Source organism: Micromonospora sp. BRA006-A (assembly GCF_033433935.1).
Lineage (GTDB): Bacteria > Actinomycetota > Actinomycetes > Mycobacteriales > Micromonosporaceae > Micromonospora > Micromonospora aurantiaca.
Window position 1 is genome coordinate 5,491,294 of the sequence record NZ_JANCLW010000001.1, and the last position, 16,479, is coordinate 5,507,772.

The 16,479-nt window shown below is 74.9% G+C and carries 14 protein-coding genes; 6 read left to right on the top strand and 8 right to left on the bottom strand.

Translation table 11 applies throughout. The annotated features are described in order from the left end of the window. Window positions 1-30 precede the first annotated feature (30 nt). The 3 genes from NMK34_RS25015 (at window position 31) to NMK34_RS25025 (ending at window position 4,124) form a co-directional block, all read left to right on the top strand. Window positions 31-1,290 carry an ROK family protein gene (locus tag NMK34_RS25015; protein WP_318335443.1) on the top strand — a complete coding sequence of 420 codons (1,260 nt, stop codon included), beginning with the start codon at window positions 31-33 and terminating at the stop codon, window positions 1,288-1,290. Between the two features lie 132 nt (window positions 1,291-1,422). Then, window positions 1,423-3,090 (top strand): PP2C family protein-serine/threonine phosphatase, encoded by a 1,668-nt coding sequence (locus NMK34_RS25020; protein WP_318335444.1) that lies wholly within the window; start codon window positions 1,423-1,425, stop codon window positions 3,088-3,090. Next, window positions 3,087-4,124, top strand: coding sequence for a B12-binding domain-containing protein (locus tag NMK34_RS25025; protein ID WP_318335445.1), 1,038 nt, complete (start codon window positions 3,087-3,089; stop codon window positions 4,122-4,124). The genes NMK34_RS25020 and NMK34_RS25025 overlap by 4 nt, the downstream gene beginning before the upstream one ends. Before the next feature lies 1 nt (window position 4,125). Here the strand turns inward: NMK34_RS25025 and NMK34_RS25030 are convergent, their stop codons facing one another. Then, entirely contained in the window at window positions 4,126-4,641 is a 516-nt protein-coding gene (locus tag NMK34_RS25030; protein WP_135241735.1) for a MarR family winged helix-turn-helix transcriptional regulator, read from the bottom strand. 95 nt (window positions 4,642-4,736) lie between these two features. Between NMK34_RS25030 and NMK34_RS25035 the strand changes: the two genes are divergently transcribed. Beyond that, window positions 4,737-5,867 carry a PP2C family protein-serine/threonine phosphatase gene (locus NMK34_RS25035; RefSeq protein ID WP_318335446.1) on the top strand — a complete coding sequence of 377 codons (1,131 nt, stop codon included), beginning with the start codon at window positions 4,737-4,739 and terminating at the stop codon, window positions 5,865-5,867. 9 nt (window positions 5,868-5,876) lie between these two features. Here NMK34_RS25035 and NMK34_RS25040 read toward each other — a convergent pair whose 3' ends face one another. The 7 genes from NMK34_RS25040 to NMK34_RS25070 all read right to left on the bottom strand — a co-directional run bounded on the left by NMK34_RS25040 (window position 5,877) and on the right by NMK34_RS25070 (window position 14,371). Next, window positions 5,877-7,358 carry a sugar transferase gene (locus NMK34_RS25040; RefSeq protein WP_318335447.1) on the bottom strand — a complete coding sequence of 494 codons (1,482 nt, stop codon included), beginning with the start codon at window positions 7,356-7,358 and terminating at the stop codon, window positions 5,877-5,879. 212 nt (window positions 7,359-7,570) lie between these two features. Continuing rightward, window positions 7,571-9,325, bottom strand: a complete 1,755-nt coding sequence (locus NMK34_RS25045) for a substrate-binding domain-containing protein (protein ID WP_318335448.1) — start codon at window positions 9,323-9,325, stop codon at window positions 7,571-7,573. A gap of 177 nt (window positions 9,326-9,502) precedes the next feature. Beyond that, window positions 9,503-10,537 (bottom strand): lactonase family protein, encoded by a 1,035-nt coding sequence (locus NMK34_RS25050; RefSeq protein ID WP_318335449.1) that lies wholly within the window; start codon window positions 10,535-10,537, stop codon window positions 9,503-9,505. Window positions 10,538-10,638: 101 nt separating this feature from the next. Beyond that, window positions 10,639-11,241: a GTP-binding protein gene (locus NMK34_RS25055; RefSeq protein WP_013288179.1), complete on the bottom strand. Its 603-nt coding sequence runs from the start codon at window positions 11,239-11,241 to the stop codon at window positions 10,639-10,641. Next, on the bottom strand, window positions 11,222-11,611 hold the full coding sequence (locus NMK34_RS25060; protein WP_091422853.1) for a DUF742 domain-containing protein: 390 nt from the start codon (window positions 11,609-11,611) through the stop codon (window positions 11,222-11,224). Before NMK34_RS25060 ends, NMK34_RS25055 begins: the two co-directional genes overlap by 20 nt. Next, window positions 11,601-12,023, bottom strand: a complete 423-nt coding sequence (locus NMK34_RS25065) for a roadblock/LC7 domain-containing protein (protein WP_013288181.1) — start codon at window positions 12,021-12,023, stop codon at window positions 11,601-11,603. Before NMK34_RS25065 ends, NMK34_RS25060 begins: the two co-directional genes overlap by 11 nt. Beyond that, complete coding sequence (locus NMK34_RS25070) at window positions 12,023-14,371, bottom strand: nitrate- and nitrite sensing domain-containing protein (protein ID WP_318335450.1); 2,349 nt, start codon at window positions 14,369-14,371, stop codon at window positions 12,023-12,025. The genes NMK34_RS25065 and NMK34_RS25070 overlap by 1 nt, the downstream gene beginning before the upstream one ends. Before the next feature lie 304 nt (window positions 14,372-14,675). On the opposite strand from NMK34_RS25070, the gene NMK34_RS25075 reads away from it, so the two are divergent. Next, a complete protein-coding gene (locus NMK34_RS25075) occupies window positions 14,676-15,275 on the top strand; it encodes a hypothetical protein (RefSeq protein ID WP_318335451.1) in 600 nt (199 codons plus the stop codon). 13 nt (window positions 15,276-15,288) lie between these two features. After that, a complete protein-coding gene (locus tag NMK34_RS25080) occupies window positions 15,289-16,365 on the top strand; it encodes a hypothetical protein (protein ID WP_318335452.1) in 1,077 nt (358 codons plus the stop codon). The last annotated feature ends 114 nt before the right edge of the window (window positions 16,366-16,479 follow it).

Here is a 16,479-nt window from a genome sequence, read left to right on the forward strand (position 1 = left end):
CGTCCGCGATTTGTTCAGCGGTTGAATTAAATGGCGGCGATGTGGCAGTGTCAAGAGGTGACGAGCACCAGCACCGCCGGGGCGGTCCGGCAGGGCAGCCTGCGCGAGTTGAACCTCGCGGTGGTGCTGCGGCGGATCGCCGCCGCCGACCGGCCGCCCTCGCGCGCCGGGATCGCCGCCGACACCGGCCTGACTCGGGCCACCGTCTCCGCCGTGGTGGACGACCTGATCGCCGGCCGGCTGGTCGCCGAGGCCGAGCCGGAGCCGCGTACCGGTGCGGGCCGTCCGGCCCGAGGCCTGGTGCTCGCCTCCGACGGCCCGGCCGGGCTCGGCCTGGAGGTCAACGTCGACTACCTGGCGGCCTGCGTCGTCGACCTGACCGGCACGGTCCGGCACCACCTGGTCCGCCGCGCCGACCTGCGCCCGGTCTCCCCCGCCGACGCGCTCGCCCGGCTCGCCGCGCTGGCCGCCGAGGCGCGCGCCGCCGCCGTACGCGACGGGCTGACCCTGGCCGGCGCGGCGCTCGCCGTGCCCGGCCTGGTGGGCGACGACGGCCTGGTCCGGCTCGCACCGAACCTCGGCTGGCGGGACGTGGACGTACCGGCGCTGCTGGCCGGGCACCCGCTGGCCGAGCCGGTCGACGGGGTGCCGCCGCTGGTGGTCGACAACGAGGCCAACCTGGCCGCCCTCGGGGAGCTGTACGCGGGCCCGGCCGGTCCGCACAGCTTCCTGCACGTCACCGGCGAGATCGGCATCGGCGCCGGGATCGTGCTCGACGGGGCGCTCTACCGGGGCGCGCGCGGCTGGAGCGGAGAGATCGGTCACTTCCCGGTGCAGCCGCAGGGGCGGCCGTGCCGCTGCGGCGGCCAGGGCTGCCTGGAGCGGTACGCGGGCCAGGAGGCGATCCTCGCCGCCGCCGGGCTACCCGGCGCGGAACTGCCCGCTGACACCGCCGCCACCCGGCTCGCCGACCTGGCCGGGGCCGGTGACCCGGCCACGCTGACCGCCCTGACCGACGCCGGCACCGCCCTCGGGGTGGCGGTGGCGGGCGTGGTGAACCTGCTTGATCTGGACACCGTGGTGCTCGGCGGCGGATACGCCCGGCTCGCGCCCTGGCTGCGGCCGACGGTGGAGGCGGAGGTATCCCGGCGGGTGCTCACCGCCGCCTGGGCGCCGGTTACGGTGCGCCCTGCGGTGCTCGGGGCGCAGTCCGCGGCGGTCGGCGGGGCCGGCTCGGTGGTCCGCCGGATCGTCGACCGGCCGGTGGGCTGGCTGGCCCGCACCGGCTGACCGGGACGATCCTCGACGGGCATTCCGTGCCTGCGCTCGGTACGCTTGCCGCCAGACAACCTGTTCGTCGAGCGAGGAGTGCACCGACAGCATGCGCACGGGTCGACCGACCGAAGCGCCCGGCCACCGGAGGTGACCGCCGCGCGCCGGGGCGGTGTCGCGGGGCCGGTCAGCGGCGGTGGACACGCCTCGCGGAGACGACCCCGGCGGGTTGCCGGGGTCGCGCTACCGGCTGACGACCATCTGGCCCGGGAGCTGCTGGACGGGCTCGCCGAGGCGGTCGTGACAGTCGACCACGCGGGCGTGGTGACGCTCGTCAACGCGATGGCCGCCGACCTGCTCCCCGAGGTGGCACCCGGCGTCGACCTGTCCGCGTGCCGGGTTCCCGCGCTGGCCGACGCGGCCGCCGCCGGATCGGACTCGTTCGAGACCGACCACCACGGCCGGCGGCTGCGCGGCGTGCGGCGCCCCCTGGCCGACGACCGCAGCGCCTGGTACGTCCGCGACGTCACCGAGGAACACGCGCGTACCGACGCGCTGCTGGCCGAACGGTCCCGCACCGCGTTCCTCGCCGAGGCGGGCAGCCGGCTCGGCCTGTCCCTGCACCGCGAGCAGACGCTGCGTACCGCGGTGACGCTGCCGGTGCCCTACCTGGCCGACGTCGCGGTGGTGGTGCACCGCCCGCCGCCGCCCGCCGAGGACCAGCCGCACTGGATCCGGTACGCCACCGGCGACCCCGGCCCGGTCACCGGCCTGGCCGGCTGGCCGACTGTGGAGTCCGTACCCGGCCTGGTCGAGGCGCTCGAAGGCGACCTCACCGAACCGAGTCCCTGGCTGGACGCCGAGCTGGCCGACCTGGCCGAGGTGCTGCCCGCCGGGTTCGGCCGTCCGGGCACCGTGTTGATCAGTCCGATGCCGAGCGCCGGTGGTCCGGCCGGCGCGCTGGTGCTGGCCCGCCGCCCGGAGCGGCCCGGCTTCGACAGGCGGGAGATCGGCCTGGCCCGGGAGTTCGCCGGGCGGGCCGGCGCCGCGCTGGCCGCCGCCGAGCTGTACGGCGAGCAGGCCCACCTGGCCCGGGTTCTCCAGAACAGCCTGCTCCCGCCGGAGCTGCCGCGCCTGCGCGGGATGACACTGGCCGGCGGGTACCGCGCCGCCGGGGACAGCCTGCGCATCGGCGGCGACTTCTACGACCTGTTCCCCACCGGCGACGGCGGTCTGTTCGCGCTCGGTGACGTCTGCGGCAAGGGTGTCGGCGCAGCAGTGCTGACCGGCCGGGTCCGCCAGTCGCTACAGACCCTGCGCCTGGTCGAGCAGCGCCCCCGGGAGCTGCTGGAGCTGCTCAACCGGGCGCTGCTGGACGCCCCCGACGCGGCCCGCCGCGCCCAGTTCACCACGCTCCTGCTGGGCGCGCTGCGCCGCGAGCCGGACGGCGGGCTGCTGGTGCGGCTCGCCGGCGGCGGGCACCCGTCACCGCTCGTCGTCCGCGCCGGCGGCGGGGTGGAGACGGTCCGGGTGGGCGGCATGCCGGTGGGCGCGCTCACCGACGCCCGCTTCGCCGGCACCGAGGTACGGCTGGCGCCGGGAGACCTGCTGCTGGCGTACACCGACGGGGTGACCGAGGCCCGCGGCGGCCCCACCGAGCCGGCCATGTTCGGCGACGCCCGGCTGCGTCAGGCGCTCGCCACCGGCACCGGGCTTCCGCCCGCCGCGCTCGTCGAGCGGGTGCTCCAGCTCGTCGACGAGTGGCTGGACGGGCAGCCCCACGACGACATCGCCATGCTCGCCGTGGCGGCCGGGTGACATCGCCGCCGCCGGATCGCCCCACCCCCGCGGCCGGGCGCCGGATCGGGCCGGACACGCTCGCCGCGTACCTCGATCGCCTGGACGCCGCCGACCGGGCCGGCGCGGTCGCGCTGGCGCGCGGCCTGCTCGCGGACGGCTTCTCGGTCGCGGACGTCCTGGTCGACCTGGTCGCGGTGGCGCAGCGGGAGGTCGGCCGGCGCTGGCTCACCGGCACGTGGAGCATCGCCCAGGAGCACGCCGCCACCCACGTCAGCGAGCAGGTGGTGGACGCGCTGGGCGCGACGGCCGGCCCACCGCGACGCGGGCACGTGGTGATGGCGTGCGTGGAGGGCGAGTGGCACGCGCTTGCCGCCCGCATCGTCACCGAGGTGGTCCGGGCGGCCGGCTGGCGGGTGACGTTCCTCGGTGCCAGCGTGCCGGCCCGGCACCTGGTCTCCTACCTGCACCAGACCGGCCCGGACGCGGTGCTGCTGAGCTGCGTGCAGCCCAACCGGTTGGTCCGGGCGGCGCGGATGGTGGAGGCCAGCCGGGCCGCCGGGGTGCCGGTGCTCGCGGGTGGTCCCGGCTTCGGCCCGGACGGCCGGTGGGCCACCGCGATCGGCGCGGCGGGCTGGGGCGCCAGCGCCCGGGACGCGGTGGAGTTGCTGGAACGGCCGCTGTTTGCCGCGCACACCGGCGCGCCGCCGCCCCCGCCCGACGACGCGTACGTGGCGGTGCTGCACCGGCGGCGTGAGCTGGTCCGGCTCGCGCTCGCCGCGGTGGACCCGCCGCCGGAGAGCGCCGAGGACGTCGCCGCCGGTATCGCGCACCTGGTGGACGCGCTGATCGCGGCCGTGCGGGTGGACGACGACCGGCTGCTGCGCGACTTCGTCGGATGGCAGGAGGAGGCGCTGACCTCCCGCGGCGGCCGGGCCCTGCTGGACCGGGTGCTCGACACGCTGGAACGGGCGCTCACCGAGCATCCCCGGGTGGTGGCCCGGTTGCGGGCCGCCCGCGAAGCCGCGCCGGGCGATCCCGGCCCCGCCGGCTGAGTCAGGCGGTACGGGCCACCGGAGGTTCGCCGGACGGCCGGGCCGGGTCGCCGATCCGTTCCCCGGAGGGTTGCAGCATCGGCCAGCCCTCCGCCACTGTGGCCTCCCCGCGCCGGCCCACCTCGTCGAACTCGCGCATGCCGCGTACCAGCGCGGCCCGGCCCTCCGGGCTCATCCCGGCCAGGATCCGCTCCAGCCGGTGCCGCCGGTCGGCACGCAACTCGGCGAGGAGCCGGAGGGCGGCGGGCGTGAGGTGCAGCGAGATCTCCCGCCGGTCGTAGCGGCCCGGCTCGCGCTCCAGCATCCCGGCCGCGACCAGCCGGTCGCACAGCCGGCTGGCGGAGGAGAGCAACATGTCGGTGAGCGTGGCGAGACGGCGGAGGTTGATGCCGTCATACTGCTCGACGACCATGATCGCGCGCAGTTGGGCACTCGACAGCCGGCTGGTGGTGCGCTCCCGGGCCGCCTCCCAGACGGCGAGCAAGGTGCCTGCCGCCTCGTCCAGGGCGGCGGACATACTCGTTACAGGTTCCCGGGTACTGCGCTCTTCGGTCATGGTGGGGCCGAGACTACTCCCCGGATCTGCCCGGCGACCTGTGCAAAGGAGCAAAGATGAGCGGAGCGGAGGGCCGCGCGCGCCGGGTCCTGACCGAGGCGCCGACGGATCTCATCGTGGACCGGCTCGCCGCCGAGCTCGCGCGCACGTACGGCGTCACCCGCACCGAGCTCTACCAGGTCGACTACCGGCTCGCCGAGCTGCTGCCGCTGGATGACGGACCGTCGGTCACCGGGCCCGGCCACCCGGCCTGGCGCGCCTTCGACCACCAGGAGCCGGTGATCGCCGACGGCGTCGGCTGGTTCCCGGTGGGCATGCGCGGCGAACGCCGGGGCGTACTGAAGGTCTCGCCGGTGCCCGCCGACCCGGACGCCCGCCGGGAGCTGGACACCATCGCCACGGTGCTCGGGCACGAGCTGAGCGCGGTCATGGCGACCACAGACATCTACCGGACCGCCCGGCGCAGCCGGCGGCTCACGCTGGCCGCCGAGATGCAGTGGGAGCTGCTGCCCGGGCGCAGCCGGATCCGGCCGTCGTTCAGCCTGGCCGGGCAGCTGGAGCCGGCGTACGCGGTGCGCGGGGACAGCTTCGACTGGTCCGACGACGGGCACCGGCTCTGGCTGGCGGTGCTGAACGGCTACGGCGAGGGGGTGGCCGCGGCGCTGCTCGCCTCGCTGGCCACGTACGCGCTGCGCAACGCGCGCCGGGCCGGGCTGGACCTGGCCGACCAGGCCGCGCTGGCCGACCAGGCCATCTACGCCCAGCACCGGGGCGAACAGCACGTCTCGGTGCTGCTGATCGAGCTGGACCTGGCCTCCGGCGAGATGACAGTGGTGGACGCCGGTTCGCCGCGGCTGCTGCGGCTACGGGCCGGCGAGGTGACCGAGCAGGAGCTGGACAAGCAGTTCCCGCTCGGCATGTTCGAGGGCACCGACTACCGGCCGCAGCGATTCCGGCTGGAGCGCGAGGACCGGCTCTTCGTGGTCAGCGACGGCGTGATCGACGCCACCACCGAGCAGGTGCGCTACGGAGAAGTGGCGCTGGACCGGTTCCTGCGCCGGACCGGCCCGATGGAGCCGCTGGACGCGGTCCGGTCGCTGATCGGCGACCTGCGGGCGTTCGTCGCCGGGGATCTGGTGGACGACGCGGTGGTGGTCTGCCTGGACTGGCTGGGGCCGCAGCCCTGAGCCGCCCGGTCAGTACGCGCCGCGGCTGTTGACCACCGCGCCGAACGTCTTCCACAGGATGGTCAGGTCGGCGGCCAGCGACCAGTTCTCCACGTAGTACAGGTCGAGCCGGATGCCGTCCTCCCAGCTCAGGTCGGACCGGCCGCTGACCTGCCAGAGGCCGGTCATGCCGGGCTTGACCAGCAGGCGGCGTGCCACGTCGCCGTCGTAGCGGGCCACCTCGGACGGCAGCGGCGGGCGCGGGCCGACCAGGCTCATCTGGCCGAGCAGCACGTTGGCGAGCTGGGGCAGCTCGTCCAGCGACCACTTGCGCAGCAGCCGGCCGACCCGGGTGACGCGCGGGTCGTCGCGCATCTTGAACATCAGGCCGTCGGTCTCGTTGCGCGCGGCCAGCTCGGCGAGCAGGGCGTCGGCGTTGACGACCATGGTGCGGAACTTGAAGACGCCGAACTCCTCGCCGCCCTGGCCGACGCGGGTCTGCCGGAACAGCACCGGGCCCCGGCTGTCGATCTTGATGGCGAGCGCGATCACGATCAGCAGCGGCGCCAGCACGAGCAGCGCGATCAGCGAGATCGACCTGTCGACGAACCCCTTGACCAGCTTGCGGGCGCCGCGGAACTCGGGCGCCTCGACGTGGATCAGCGGCAGGCCGGCGACCGGGCGGGTGTGGATGCGAGGGCCGGCCACGTCGGTGAGCGCCGGCGCCACCACCAGGTCGACGCCGGTGCCCTCCAGCTGCCAGCCGAGGCGGCGCAGCCGGGTCGCGGTCAGCTCGCCGGAGGCGGTGACCGCCACCGTGTCGGCGCCGATCGCGGTGGCCGCCTCCGGGATGCCGCGGAAGCTGCCGACCACCGGCACGTCGCCCAGGCGTTGCGGAACCGGGGCGAGCAGCGCGTCCGGGATGCACGCGCCGACCACCTGGTAGCCGGCGTACGGTTCCCGGCGCAGCGTGTGCACCAGCTCCAGCACGTGTGCGGTGTCGCCCACCACGAGCACCTTGCGGGACCAGCCGGCGCCCCGGTCGCGGGCCCGGTGCAGCCGCTTGCGGGCCGCGAACCGCGCCACCTCCAGGCCGATCGTGCCGACCGCGAAGGAGATGGCCAGGAAACCCCGGGAGACGCCGACGTCGGCGATGTACCCGGCGATGGCGATTCCGCCGGCGAGTCGCATGCTGGCCGCGCTGACCCGCCGGTACTCGTCGGCGCCGTAGCCGAGCACCTGGTCGTCGTAGCACCGCATCGCCTTGAGCGAGACGAGCCAGACGAGCAGGAGCGCCGGGGCGACCACCACGTACGGGATCTCGGACCCGGTCGGTTCCTCGTCGCCGAACCGGGCCAGATAGCCGACCAGGATGGCCACCGCGAGCACGGCGGTGTCCAGCACCACCAGGACCCGTATGTAGGCCCGCTCCGCCGCTCGCGTCGTCTTGCCCGGGCGTTCACCACCGGGTCGCGACGACGTGGCAGGGGTCAACAGCGTCGCCGAGGTCACCGGCCCTCCCCACTTCGCTCAGGACCGCCCCGTCCCCGCCCGGCTCCGGTGTGGAGCCTGCGGTCGAGGCACCCGGTCATCATGCCTGGACAATTATGGTTACCGATTGATTCGGACGCATTACCGTCAGTTCTCATCCCGCGTCTTGACCCGGGAAGCCTTCCGCCGTACCGGATTTCCGGTACGGCGGAAGACTAGCGCTGAGCTTCAGGTCAGCGGGGGGCGGGCGGCCGGAGCGCGATCGCCCGGAGGAAGATCTCGCCGATCTTGCTGGGGTCGGTGGTGACGAACGCGCCGCCGCCGGTGACCTTGGTGATCGACTCCAGCTCGGCCCGGTTCACCTCGGTGCCGATGCCGATGATGACGACCTGGACCGGCTGCTCGTCGTCCTTCAGCTTCTTCAGCTGGTCCAGCAACTCCTTCTGCGAGATGCCGTTGTCGTCCTCGTTCTTGCCGTCGGTGAACAGCACGATCGAGTTGACCTTGCCCGGCTCCCAGTCCTGCTGCACCTTCTTGTACGCCGCGAGCATGGTGTCGTACAGGCCGGTGTCGCCACTGGAGGGCTTGATCGAGGCCAGGCCGCGCTGGAGCGCGCCCCGGTTGCTGGACAGAGGCTTTATTCCGACCAGCTCGCTCCAGTCCTGCGAGCCCTGGAGGTTGGTGGAGAAGGTCCAGAGGCCGATCGACCAGGAGTCGTCGAACAGCCCGAGGCCCTGGCTCGCGGCGGCGACCGTGACCTGCTCCCGGCTGGCGCCGTTGGCGGTCGCGACCGGCTTCTTCATCGAGCCGGAGACGTCGATGACGCAGAGCATCCGGCCCGACTGGGTGGCTACCGACCAGGTCGTGGTGGCGGTCGAGATGGCGCCGGGGTCGAGGTCGGCCGCGCCGCCCTGGCCCGACGGCGGCACCTGGCTCGCGCCGCCGTTGGCCGGGCTCGGCGCGCCGGTCGGGGCCTGGAAACCCCGGCCCCAGTTGCCGTCCGGCGCGCGCAGCGCCTGCGAGGCGAGCCGGTCCTTGAAGCCCGGCGTCCGCAGCACCTCGAAGAGCACCTTGGCGGCGGACGCCTTGGCCGGCTCGATGCCGGGCAGCACCGCGAACGGGTAGTCCAGCGGGATCGGCGCCGGCTCCAGGTAGAGCGCGGCCAGCCGGATCGGCGGCTTGGTGCTGTTGTAGGCGATCACGTCCTCCTCGGACAGCGCCGCCGCCCCGAGGCCGTTGGCGATCGCCGTCGGGTCGGACGAGCGCGGGAACCGCGCGAGGAGGTCCTGCCGCAGCGAGGAACGGTTGGTGGCGAGCGCCCGCAGCGCGCCGACCATCGCCTCCTGCGCCTTCGGCGAGCCGGACTCACCGGTGGAGCTGGCCGCGGCGGTCAGCGACAGCAGGCCGGACAGGCCGGCCGCGTCCTGGGTCGGCTCGACGATGCCGGCCCGCAGCGGCTTGCTGGCGGTGACCTGGGTGAGCAGGTCGGACCAGCGGAGCTTCTTGTCCGGCCACCCTATGCGGGAGGCCACCGGCTCGGGCAGCGCCACCACGACCGGGCTGCGCGCGATCGAGGCGCCGTTCGTCGGCGCGAACGCGCTGGCCCCGCCGCTCTTGAGCCGGACCAGCCAGGTCGAGGAGTCCGGCACCCAGACGTCGGGGGTGACGGCGGTGCCGCTGGCCTGCCCGACGCCGGCGAGCGTGGCGCCGTGCTTGCTCGCCACCGCCGCGGCCACCTCGACCGACTCGGACGAGGAGACGTTCACCGCGATGCACGTGCCGCCCACCGCGGCGCCGTCGGAGACCCACTGGTCGGCGGCGGCGCGCACCGCGGGGGCGATCTCCGGGGCGGTCGCCACCGACAACTCGATCCGGCCCGAACAGTTCGGGCCGGCCAGCTGCTGGTAGCCGAACCAGGAGCCGGCTACGACGGCGACCAGGGCGGCCGCCACGGCGGCGGCACCTGCTCCGCGGAGGTGAGAACGCATGCGATGGCGGCCAGACACGGTGACCATCTTGCGTACCTCGTGGGGTTACCACCACAACCGTTCGGACGAAAGTTACGCAGCAGAAACAGTTGATCAGCTAACCCATACGCTAAGTTACTAGTCAGTCATTTATGGTGATGTCAATCCACTTCGGACTGCCACTTGGTGACCATTCGGTCACGGTCGGACGCACGTCGGGCTCGCCATCGGCACCGGCTCCCCCACCGGCTCCGGCACCCCGCCGTCCGGATCGACCCGGAAGATCCTGATCATGTCGGCCCGCTCGTCGGCCACGTACAGGTGCTCCCCGGCGAACGCGAAGTGCCGCGGCCACTCGCCGCCGGTGTCGACCTCGGCCACCAGCTCCGGCGCCGGGCCGTCGAGAGCGAAGACGGCGATCGTGCCCACGCCGCGGTTGCCCACGTAGAGGAACCGCCCGCCCGGCCCGACAGCCACCTCGGAGGGCTGGACGTGCCCGGTCCGGCCGCTGGCGTCCACGCGCGTCCGCTGCCGTGGCCCGTCCGGCGTCAGCTCGTACGCGGTGACGGTGGCGTCCAGCTCGCCGACCAGCCAGAGGCGCCGCCCGTCCGGGTGCCGGGCCAGGTGCCGGGGACCGGTTCCGGGCGCCGTCCGCAGCCTCGGCTCCCGCTCGGCCAGCCGGCCGGTGGCGGCGTCGACGTCGTACCGGTAGACCGAGTCGGTGCCCAGGTCGACGGCGAGCAGCCCGCTGCCGGCCGGGTCGGGCGAGACCATGTGGCAGTGCGCGTGCTCCTGCCGCTGCGGGTCGGCGCCTTGGCCGGAGTGCCGGACCAGGTCGGCGCGCTCCCCCGGCACGCCGTCGGCGTCCAGGCCGAACACCGCCACGCTGCCGCCGCCGTAGTTCGCCACGAACAGGTGCCGCCCGTCCGGAGCGACGGACAGGTGGCACGGCTCCGCGCCGCCGGTCTCGCGGACGCCCAGCGGCGCGAGGTCACCGTCCGAGGCCACCCGGAACGCGCTCACCTGCCCGTCGGGCAGCTCGTTGCACGCGTACAGCACCGGCAGCGCCGGATGCCGCACCAGGAACGACGGCGACGGGGTGACCGCCACGACGCCCAGCGGGGTCAGTTCCCCGGTCGCCCGGTCCCGCCGGGCCGCCACGACGCCCTCGGCCCGCCCGCCCGTCTCCGCCGTGTAGCCGCCGATGTGGACGATCTCGTCCTGCCCGGTCACCGTACCCACCTCTCGTCGGTCCTGCCTGCGATCCAACCAGAGGGTTCCCGGTGGCGCGCCCGGTCAGTCCCACGCGGCCCGACGGATCGGGTACGGCGTGCTCACCCCACCGGCACCGGCTCGCCGCGCTGCCGCGCCACGTGCTCGACGAGCGAGATCAGCACCAGCTTGCCGGACTGCCGGTCCCGGGCGTCGCAGAGCACCAGCGGGACGTCCGGGTCCAGGTCCAGCGCGTCACGGACCGCCTCCAGGCCGAACCGGCGGGAACCCTCGAAGCAGTTGACGCCCACCACGAACGGGATGCCCCGCTGCTCGAAGTAGTCGATCGAGGGGAAGCAGTCGGCCAGCCGCCGGGTGTCGGCGAGCACCACCGCGCCGAGCGCGCCGAACGCCAGCTCGTCCCAGAGGAACCAGAACCGGTCCTGGCCCGGCGTGCCGAACAGGTAGACCTGGAGGTCGTCGTTGATGGTGATCCGGCCGAAGTCCATCGCCACCGTCGTGGTCGACTTCTGCTCGACCCCGGAGACGTCGTCGGTGCCGAGCCCGGCCCCGGTCAGGACCTCCTCGGTCTGCAACGGCCGGACCTCACTCAACGCGCTGACCAGCGTCGTCTTTCCGGCGCCGAAGCCGCCGGCGATGAGGATCTTCAAAGCCAGCGGCACTCGTGGCGCCCCCGGCTCCCGGTCATAGCGCACGGAGTCCACTGACCACCGCCTTGAGGATGTTGTCGTCGGGCAGGTACGCGGTGGCCGGTGGCCGGTGCACCGCGACGAGCCCATGGGCGAGGAGGTCGCCGAGCAGCACCCGGACCACGCCCACGGCGAGGTCCAGGTCGGCGGCGAGGTCGGCCACGGCCTTCGGCCGCCGGGCCAGCTCGATCAGGCGGCGGTGCTCCGGCTGGAGACCGGGCGTGCCGGCCGGGTCCGCGCCGGGGGCGGCGAGCACGAACGCCAGCAGGTCGAAGCCGTCGACAGGCGGGCGCACCCGGCCGCCGGTGAGCGTGTACGGGCGCACCACCGGCCCCGCGTCGGCGTCCAGCCACTCGTGCTGCGGCCCCGGCGACTCAGCGCGCATCGGTCCGCTCCCCCGCCACCCGGCTCGGCGCGGCCAGGTTCTCCCCGACCCGGATGACGAGCATCGCCATCTCGTACGCCACCAGGCCGATGTCGGCGTCGGCGTCGCTGGCCACCGCGAGGCAGGCGCCCTGCCCGGCGGCGGTCACGAACAGGTAGGCCGACTCCATCTCCACCACGGTCTGACGGACCGCGCCGCCGCCCAGGTGCCGGGTCGCGCCCTTGGCCAGCCCGGAGAAGCCGGACGCCAGCGCGCACAGGTGTTCCGCGTCGGTGCGGTCCTGGTCGGTGGAGGCGCCGAGCAGGAGCCCGTCCGCCGAGAGCACCACCGCCTGGCGGGCGGCGGGAACGCGCTCCACCAGGTCGTCGAGCAGCCAGTCGAGATCGGCGTTCTGCCGCGTCGTGTGCACCACTAGGCGTCCCTCTCAGTCGCGGTTCGTTTGTCCGGCGCCGGCGGGGCGGGCGGAACGGCCGGCCCCGCGGTGGTGGACGGCGTACCGGTGTCGCGCGTTTCGGTGACGGCGGTGGCCGGATCGGTCCCGGCGGCGCGCACGCCGTCCCGGCGTCCGCGCGCGGTGCCGGCCTGCAACGCCGACATGGCCCGGCGGGCCTCCTCCGGAGTGCGGTGGGCCGGGGTGTCGGCGACGGCCGCGCGGGGACGGGCGGTCGCGCCGCGACGCCGGATCCGGCGGGGCAGCCCGTCGTCGTCGGCGGGTGGCTCCACCGTCGAGGCCCGCGCCGACTGCAGCGGGACCACGGTGCTCTCCGACCGGTCCCGGCCCGGCCGGACCGGCCGCCCCGGCCGGGGCACAGTGGCCAGCCGGGTCACCTTGGCCAGGCGCCGCCGTTCCGGCCCGGCGGAGACGTCCGCGCCCACCGGCGGCTCGTCGGTGACCAGTTCCGACGGTACGAACACCGCGGCCACGATTCCGGCCGGGCGCGACGGCCGCAGCTCCACCCGGACACCGTGCCGGGCGGCCAGTCGCGCCACCACGAACAGCCCCAGCCGGGCGCTGCCGGCCGGGTCGAACTCCGGTGGCTCGGCCAGCTTGCGGTTGGCCTCGGCCAGGGCCGGCGCGGACATGCCCAGCCCCCGGTCGAGGATCTCGATGGTGTAGCCGCCCGGAACGCTGCGGCCGGTGACGTCCACCCGGGTGCCGGGCGGGGAGAACGTGGTCGCGTTCTCGATCAGCTCGGCGAGCAGGTGGATCACGTCGCCGACGGCCCGGCCCAGCACCCCGGCCGGCGCCACCTCGCCCACGTCGACCCGGTCGTACGCCTCGACCTCGGAGATCGCGCCGCGCATCACGTCGACAGCGGCGACCGGGCGGCGCCAGCCCCGCCCGGGCGCGGCCCCGGCGAGGATGACCAGGTCCTCGGCGTGCCGCCGCAGCCGCGTCGCCAGGTGGTCGACCTGGAACAGCCCGGCCAGCTCGTCCGGATCCTCGGTACGCCGTTCCAGCCGGTCCAGCAGCGCCAGCTGCCGGTGCACCAGCCCCTGGCTGCGGCGGGCCAGGTTGAGGATCACCTCGTTGAAACCCCGCCGCAGCGTCACCTCGTCGACGGCGGCCCGGACCGCGGTCCGGCGTACCTCGTTGAAGGCGCGCGCCACCTGGCCGATCTCGTCGCCGCCGTGGTCCAGCTCGGGCGCCTCCCGGGCCACGTCGACCTCCTCGCCCCGGCGCAGCCGCGCGACCACGTCGGGCAGCCGACGTTCGGCCACCTCGGTCGCGGCGGCGCGTACGCCGGTCAGCCGCTGCGCCAGCGATCGGCCGACCCGCAGCGCCACCAGTACGCACACCACGATCGCGACCAGGCCCAGCACACCGGCGGCGGCGAGCTGGACGAGGATCCGGGTGGCCATCGGCACCGACCGCTCGGCGAGGGCGTCCGCGCCGCGCAGCTCGAAGTCGCGCAGGCTCTGCCACACCTCGGCGTGGCCGGTCTCCCACCCCCGCATGTCGAACCGGGCGGGCAGCGCGGACGAGCGGATCAGGCCGTCCTGGAGCGCGCGCAGCTTGAGGAACGCGGCGCCCTCGGTCATCCGCTGGTACGCGGTCCGCTCCCCGGCCGGCAGGTCGGCGACCGCCATCTCGGCCAGGAAACGCTGGTTCTCCACTGTGCGTACCAGTTGCTCGTGCTCGCCGTCGGCGTACCGCCCGGCGGTGACGGCACCGGCCAGCAGCGCGTCCGCCTGCCCGAGCAGCTCCCGGGATCGGCCCAGCGCGGTCAGCGCCGTGGCCTCCCGGTTGAGCTGCGCGTCGGGCAGCGCGGCCATCGCGCCGAACGCCTGGAACGCCGAGCCGATCATCCCGCTGTAGAGGCCGACGGCGCCGGCCCGGTCCACCTTGCGGTCGTCGATGAACGCGCGCCCGGCGGGCAGCGCGTCGAGCGCCGAGACGAGTTGGTCGAGCCGGTTGTCGAGCTGGGCGTCGGCGACGTCGCGCAGGTCACCGCCGTCGACCTTGCGGCGCAGCTCGACGATCGCGTCGTCGGTGCGTACCCGCTGCTCGGTCAGCTCGGGGAGGGCGCGGTCGCCGGCGAGCTGGACCACCGACAGCCGCCGCTCGCGTTGCAGCTCGGCCACCACGGCCTCGCCGGGACGGCCCAGGTCGTAGAGGAGGGTACGCGCGGAGAGCAGGTCGAGCGCGGGCCCGAAGGTGAGCGTGGTGGCGAAGATCCACAACGCCAGCAGCCCGGTCACCGGGCCGATGACCAGCGCGGTCAGCTTGGCGCGGATCGGCCAGTCACGGGTGTTCAATCAGACCTCGCCCGGGAAGGTGTCGCTCGGTGGCGCCGGCAGCGGCCGTCACGTTCGCCGGCCACGACGCCGGGCCCCGGCCCGGACGCCTTGGGCAGGATACGTAATCCGGGGCGGATGCACTACCGGCCGTCTCGGCTCTCACTACGGTCCGAGACGGGCACGGCGGGCGCAGTCGGACACCCGTCCGGCACCGGACGGCGGTCGCGACACCGCGCCTTTTCCAGAAGCGGGGCGGAAAGTGCCGTACAACGGGATTGGCGATCACCCGCACGAGGGAATACCAGCGTGCGAAGGAGGAGCCATGTCGTCCACCCAGGTAGTCGTCATAGTCATCGTCGTCGCCGTCATCGCCGCGCTCGTCGCGGTCGCCGTGGTCGCCAGCCGCCGCCGGGCGCTGCGCGAGCGCTTCGGCCCCGAGTACGACCGGGTCGTCGCCGAGCAGGACAGCCGCAGCGCCGCCGAGCGCGAGCTGCGGGAACGCGAACGCCGGCACGCCGAGCTGGAGCTGACCCCGCTGAGCCCGGAGTCCCGGGCCCGCTACGCCGCCGCCTGGGAGGAACTCCAGGTGCGCTTCGTCGATTCCCCCGCGGAGACCGTCGGCGAGGCCGACGAGCTGGTCAGCCGTCTGATCGCGGAGCGCGGATACCCCACCGGGGACTTCTCGGACCAGATCGCCCACCTCTCCGTCGAGCACGCCCGCACGCTCACCCACTACCGCGACGCCCACGAGATCCGGCAGCGCAACGAGCGCGGTGAGGCCGGCACCGAGGGCCTCCGGCAGGCGCTCGTGCACTACCGGGCCCTCTTCGCCGACCTGCTCGGCGAGGAGCCGGTGCCCACGTCCACGCAGCAGCCGGAGCAGCGCCACCCCGACCACGACCACGACGTCCCGAGCCGCTGAGGAGGCCGCCGCCATGCGCCAGGATGAACAGCAGGTCACGCAGGACCACCCCGAGGCCGTCCGGTCCGCACCCGTGCCGGTGCCGCAGCCGGGCGAGCACGCCGACACCGACCGCCGCGACGCCGACCGGGCCGACGTGCCCGAGGACGCGCTGGACGACCGCGGCACCTTCGACGACCCGGCGGTCACCGACGGGCGGCGCGACGCCGAGGTCGACGAGACCCGCGCCGACGACGCCGGGGAGCTGCGCGACGCGGCCGACCGGACCGATGACGACGGGCGCGCCCCGTACGCCGAGCCGGCGCCGCTGCCGACGGCGTTCGGCGCGGCCACGGTGGGCGACGCGGTAGCCGCCTCGGCCCTGGCCGGCGGCCGTCCGCAGGACGAACGCGACGCGCGCGGCGAGGACACGGCGGCGCCGGGCGACGGCGCGCCGGGACGCACCGACCCGCTGGACGACGAGCGGGCCGACCCGACCGCCGGGGACCGCCTGCACGACCGGGACCGCTGGGACGCCGAGCACTCCGGCACCACCGACCGTGACGTGGACGGCGACGGCCGGGACGACCGCACCGGCGACGACGTGGCGCGGGTCGACGGCGTCCGCCGGGACGACGCGGTCGCCGACGGCGCGGTCGGGTACGGCAGCGCCGAGCCCGGCCTGGTCGACCCGGACGCCGAGCCGGTCCCCGCCACCGACGACGCCGACCGGCGGCACGACCGGGTGGACACCGACACCGCCACCGCCGCGGCGGGCGCGGCAGCCGCCGGCGCGGGCCTGGCCGGCGGCGAGCGGACCACGCCCGGCGCGGTACCCGCCGACGCGGCGACGCTGTTCGCGCCGGAGGCCGCCCAGGGCTTCCGGGACCGCTGGCGCGACGTGCAGCTGCGCTTCGTGGACGACCCGCGCGCCGCGGTCGGCGAGGCCGAGTCGCTGGTCGAGGAGGCGATCGAGGCACTCTCCACGGCCCTGCGCGAGCAGCGCACCCGGCTCGGCGCCTGGCAGGAGTCCGGCTCCACGGACACCGAGCAGCTCCGGGTCGCCGTGCGCGGCTACCGCGACTTCCTGGACCGCGTACTGGGCCGCTGAGAAACCGCCACGAAGCCCCGGCCGGTGACCCGGCCGGGGCTTCCGCACGCCCGGACCGAACAGCAGGTATGAAACTTCGCAATCGGGGTACGTGCGGTCAGCGGTGCACACGAG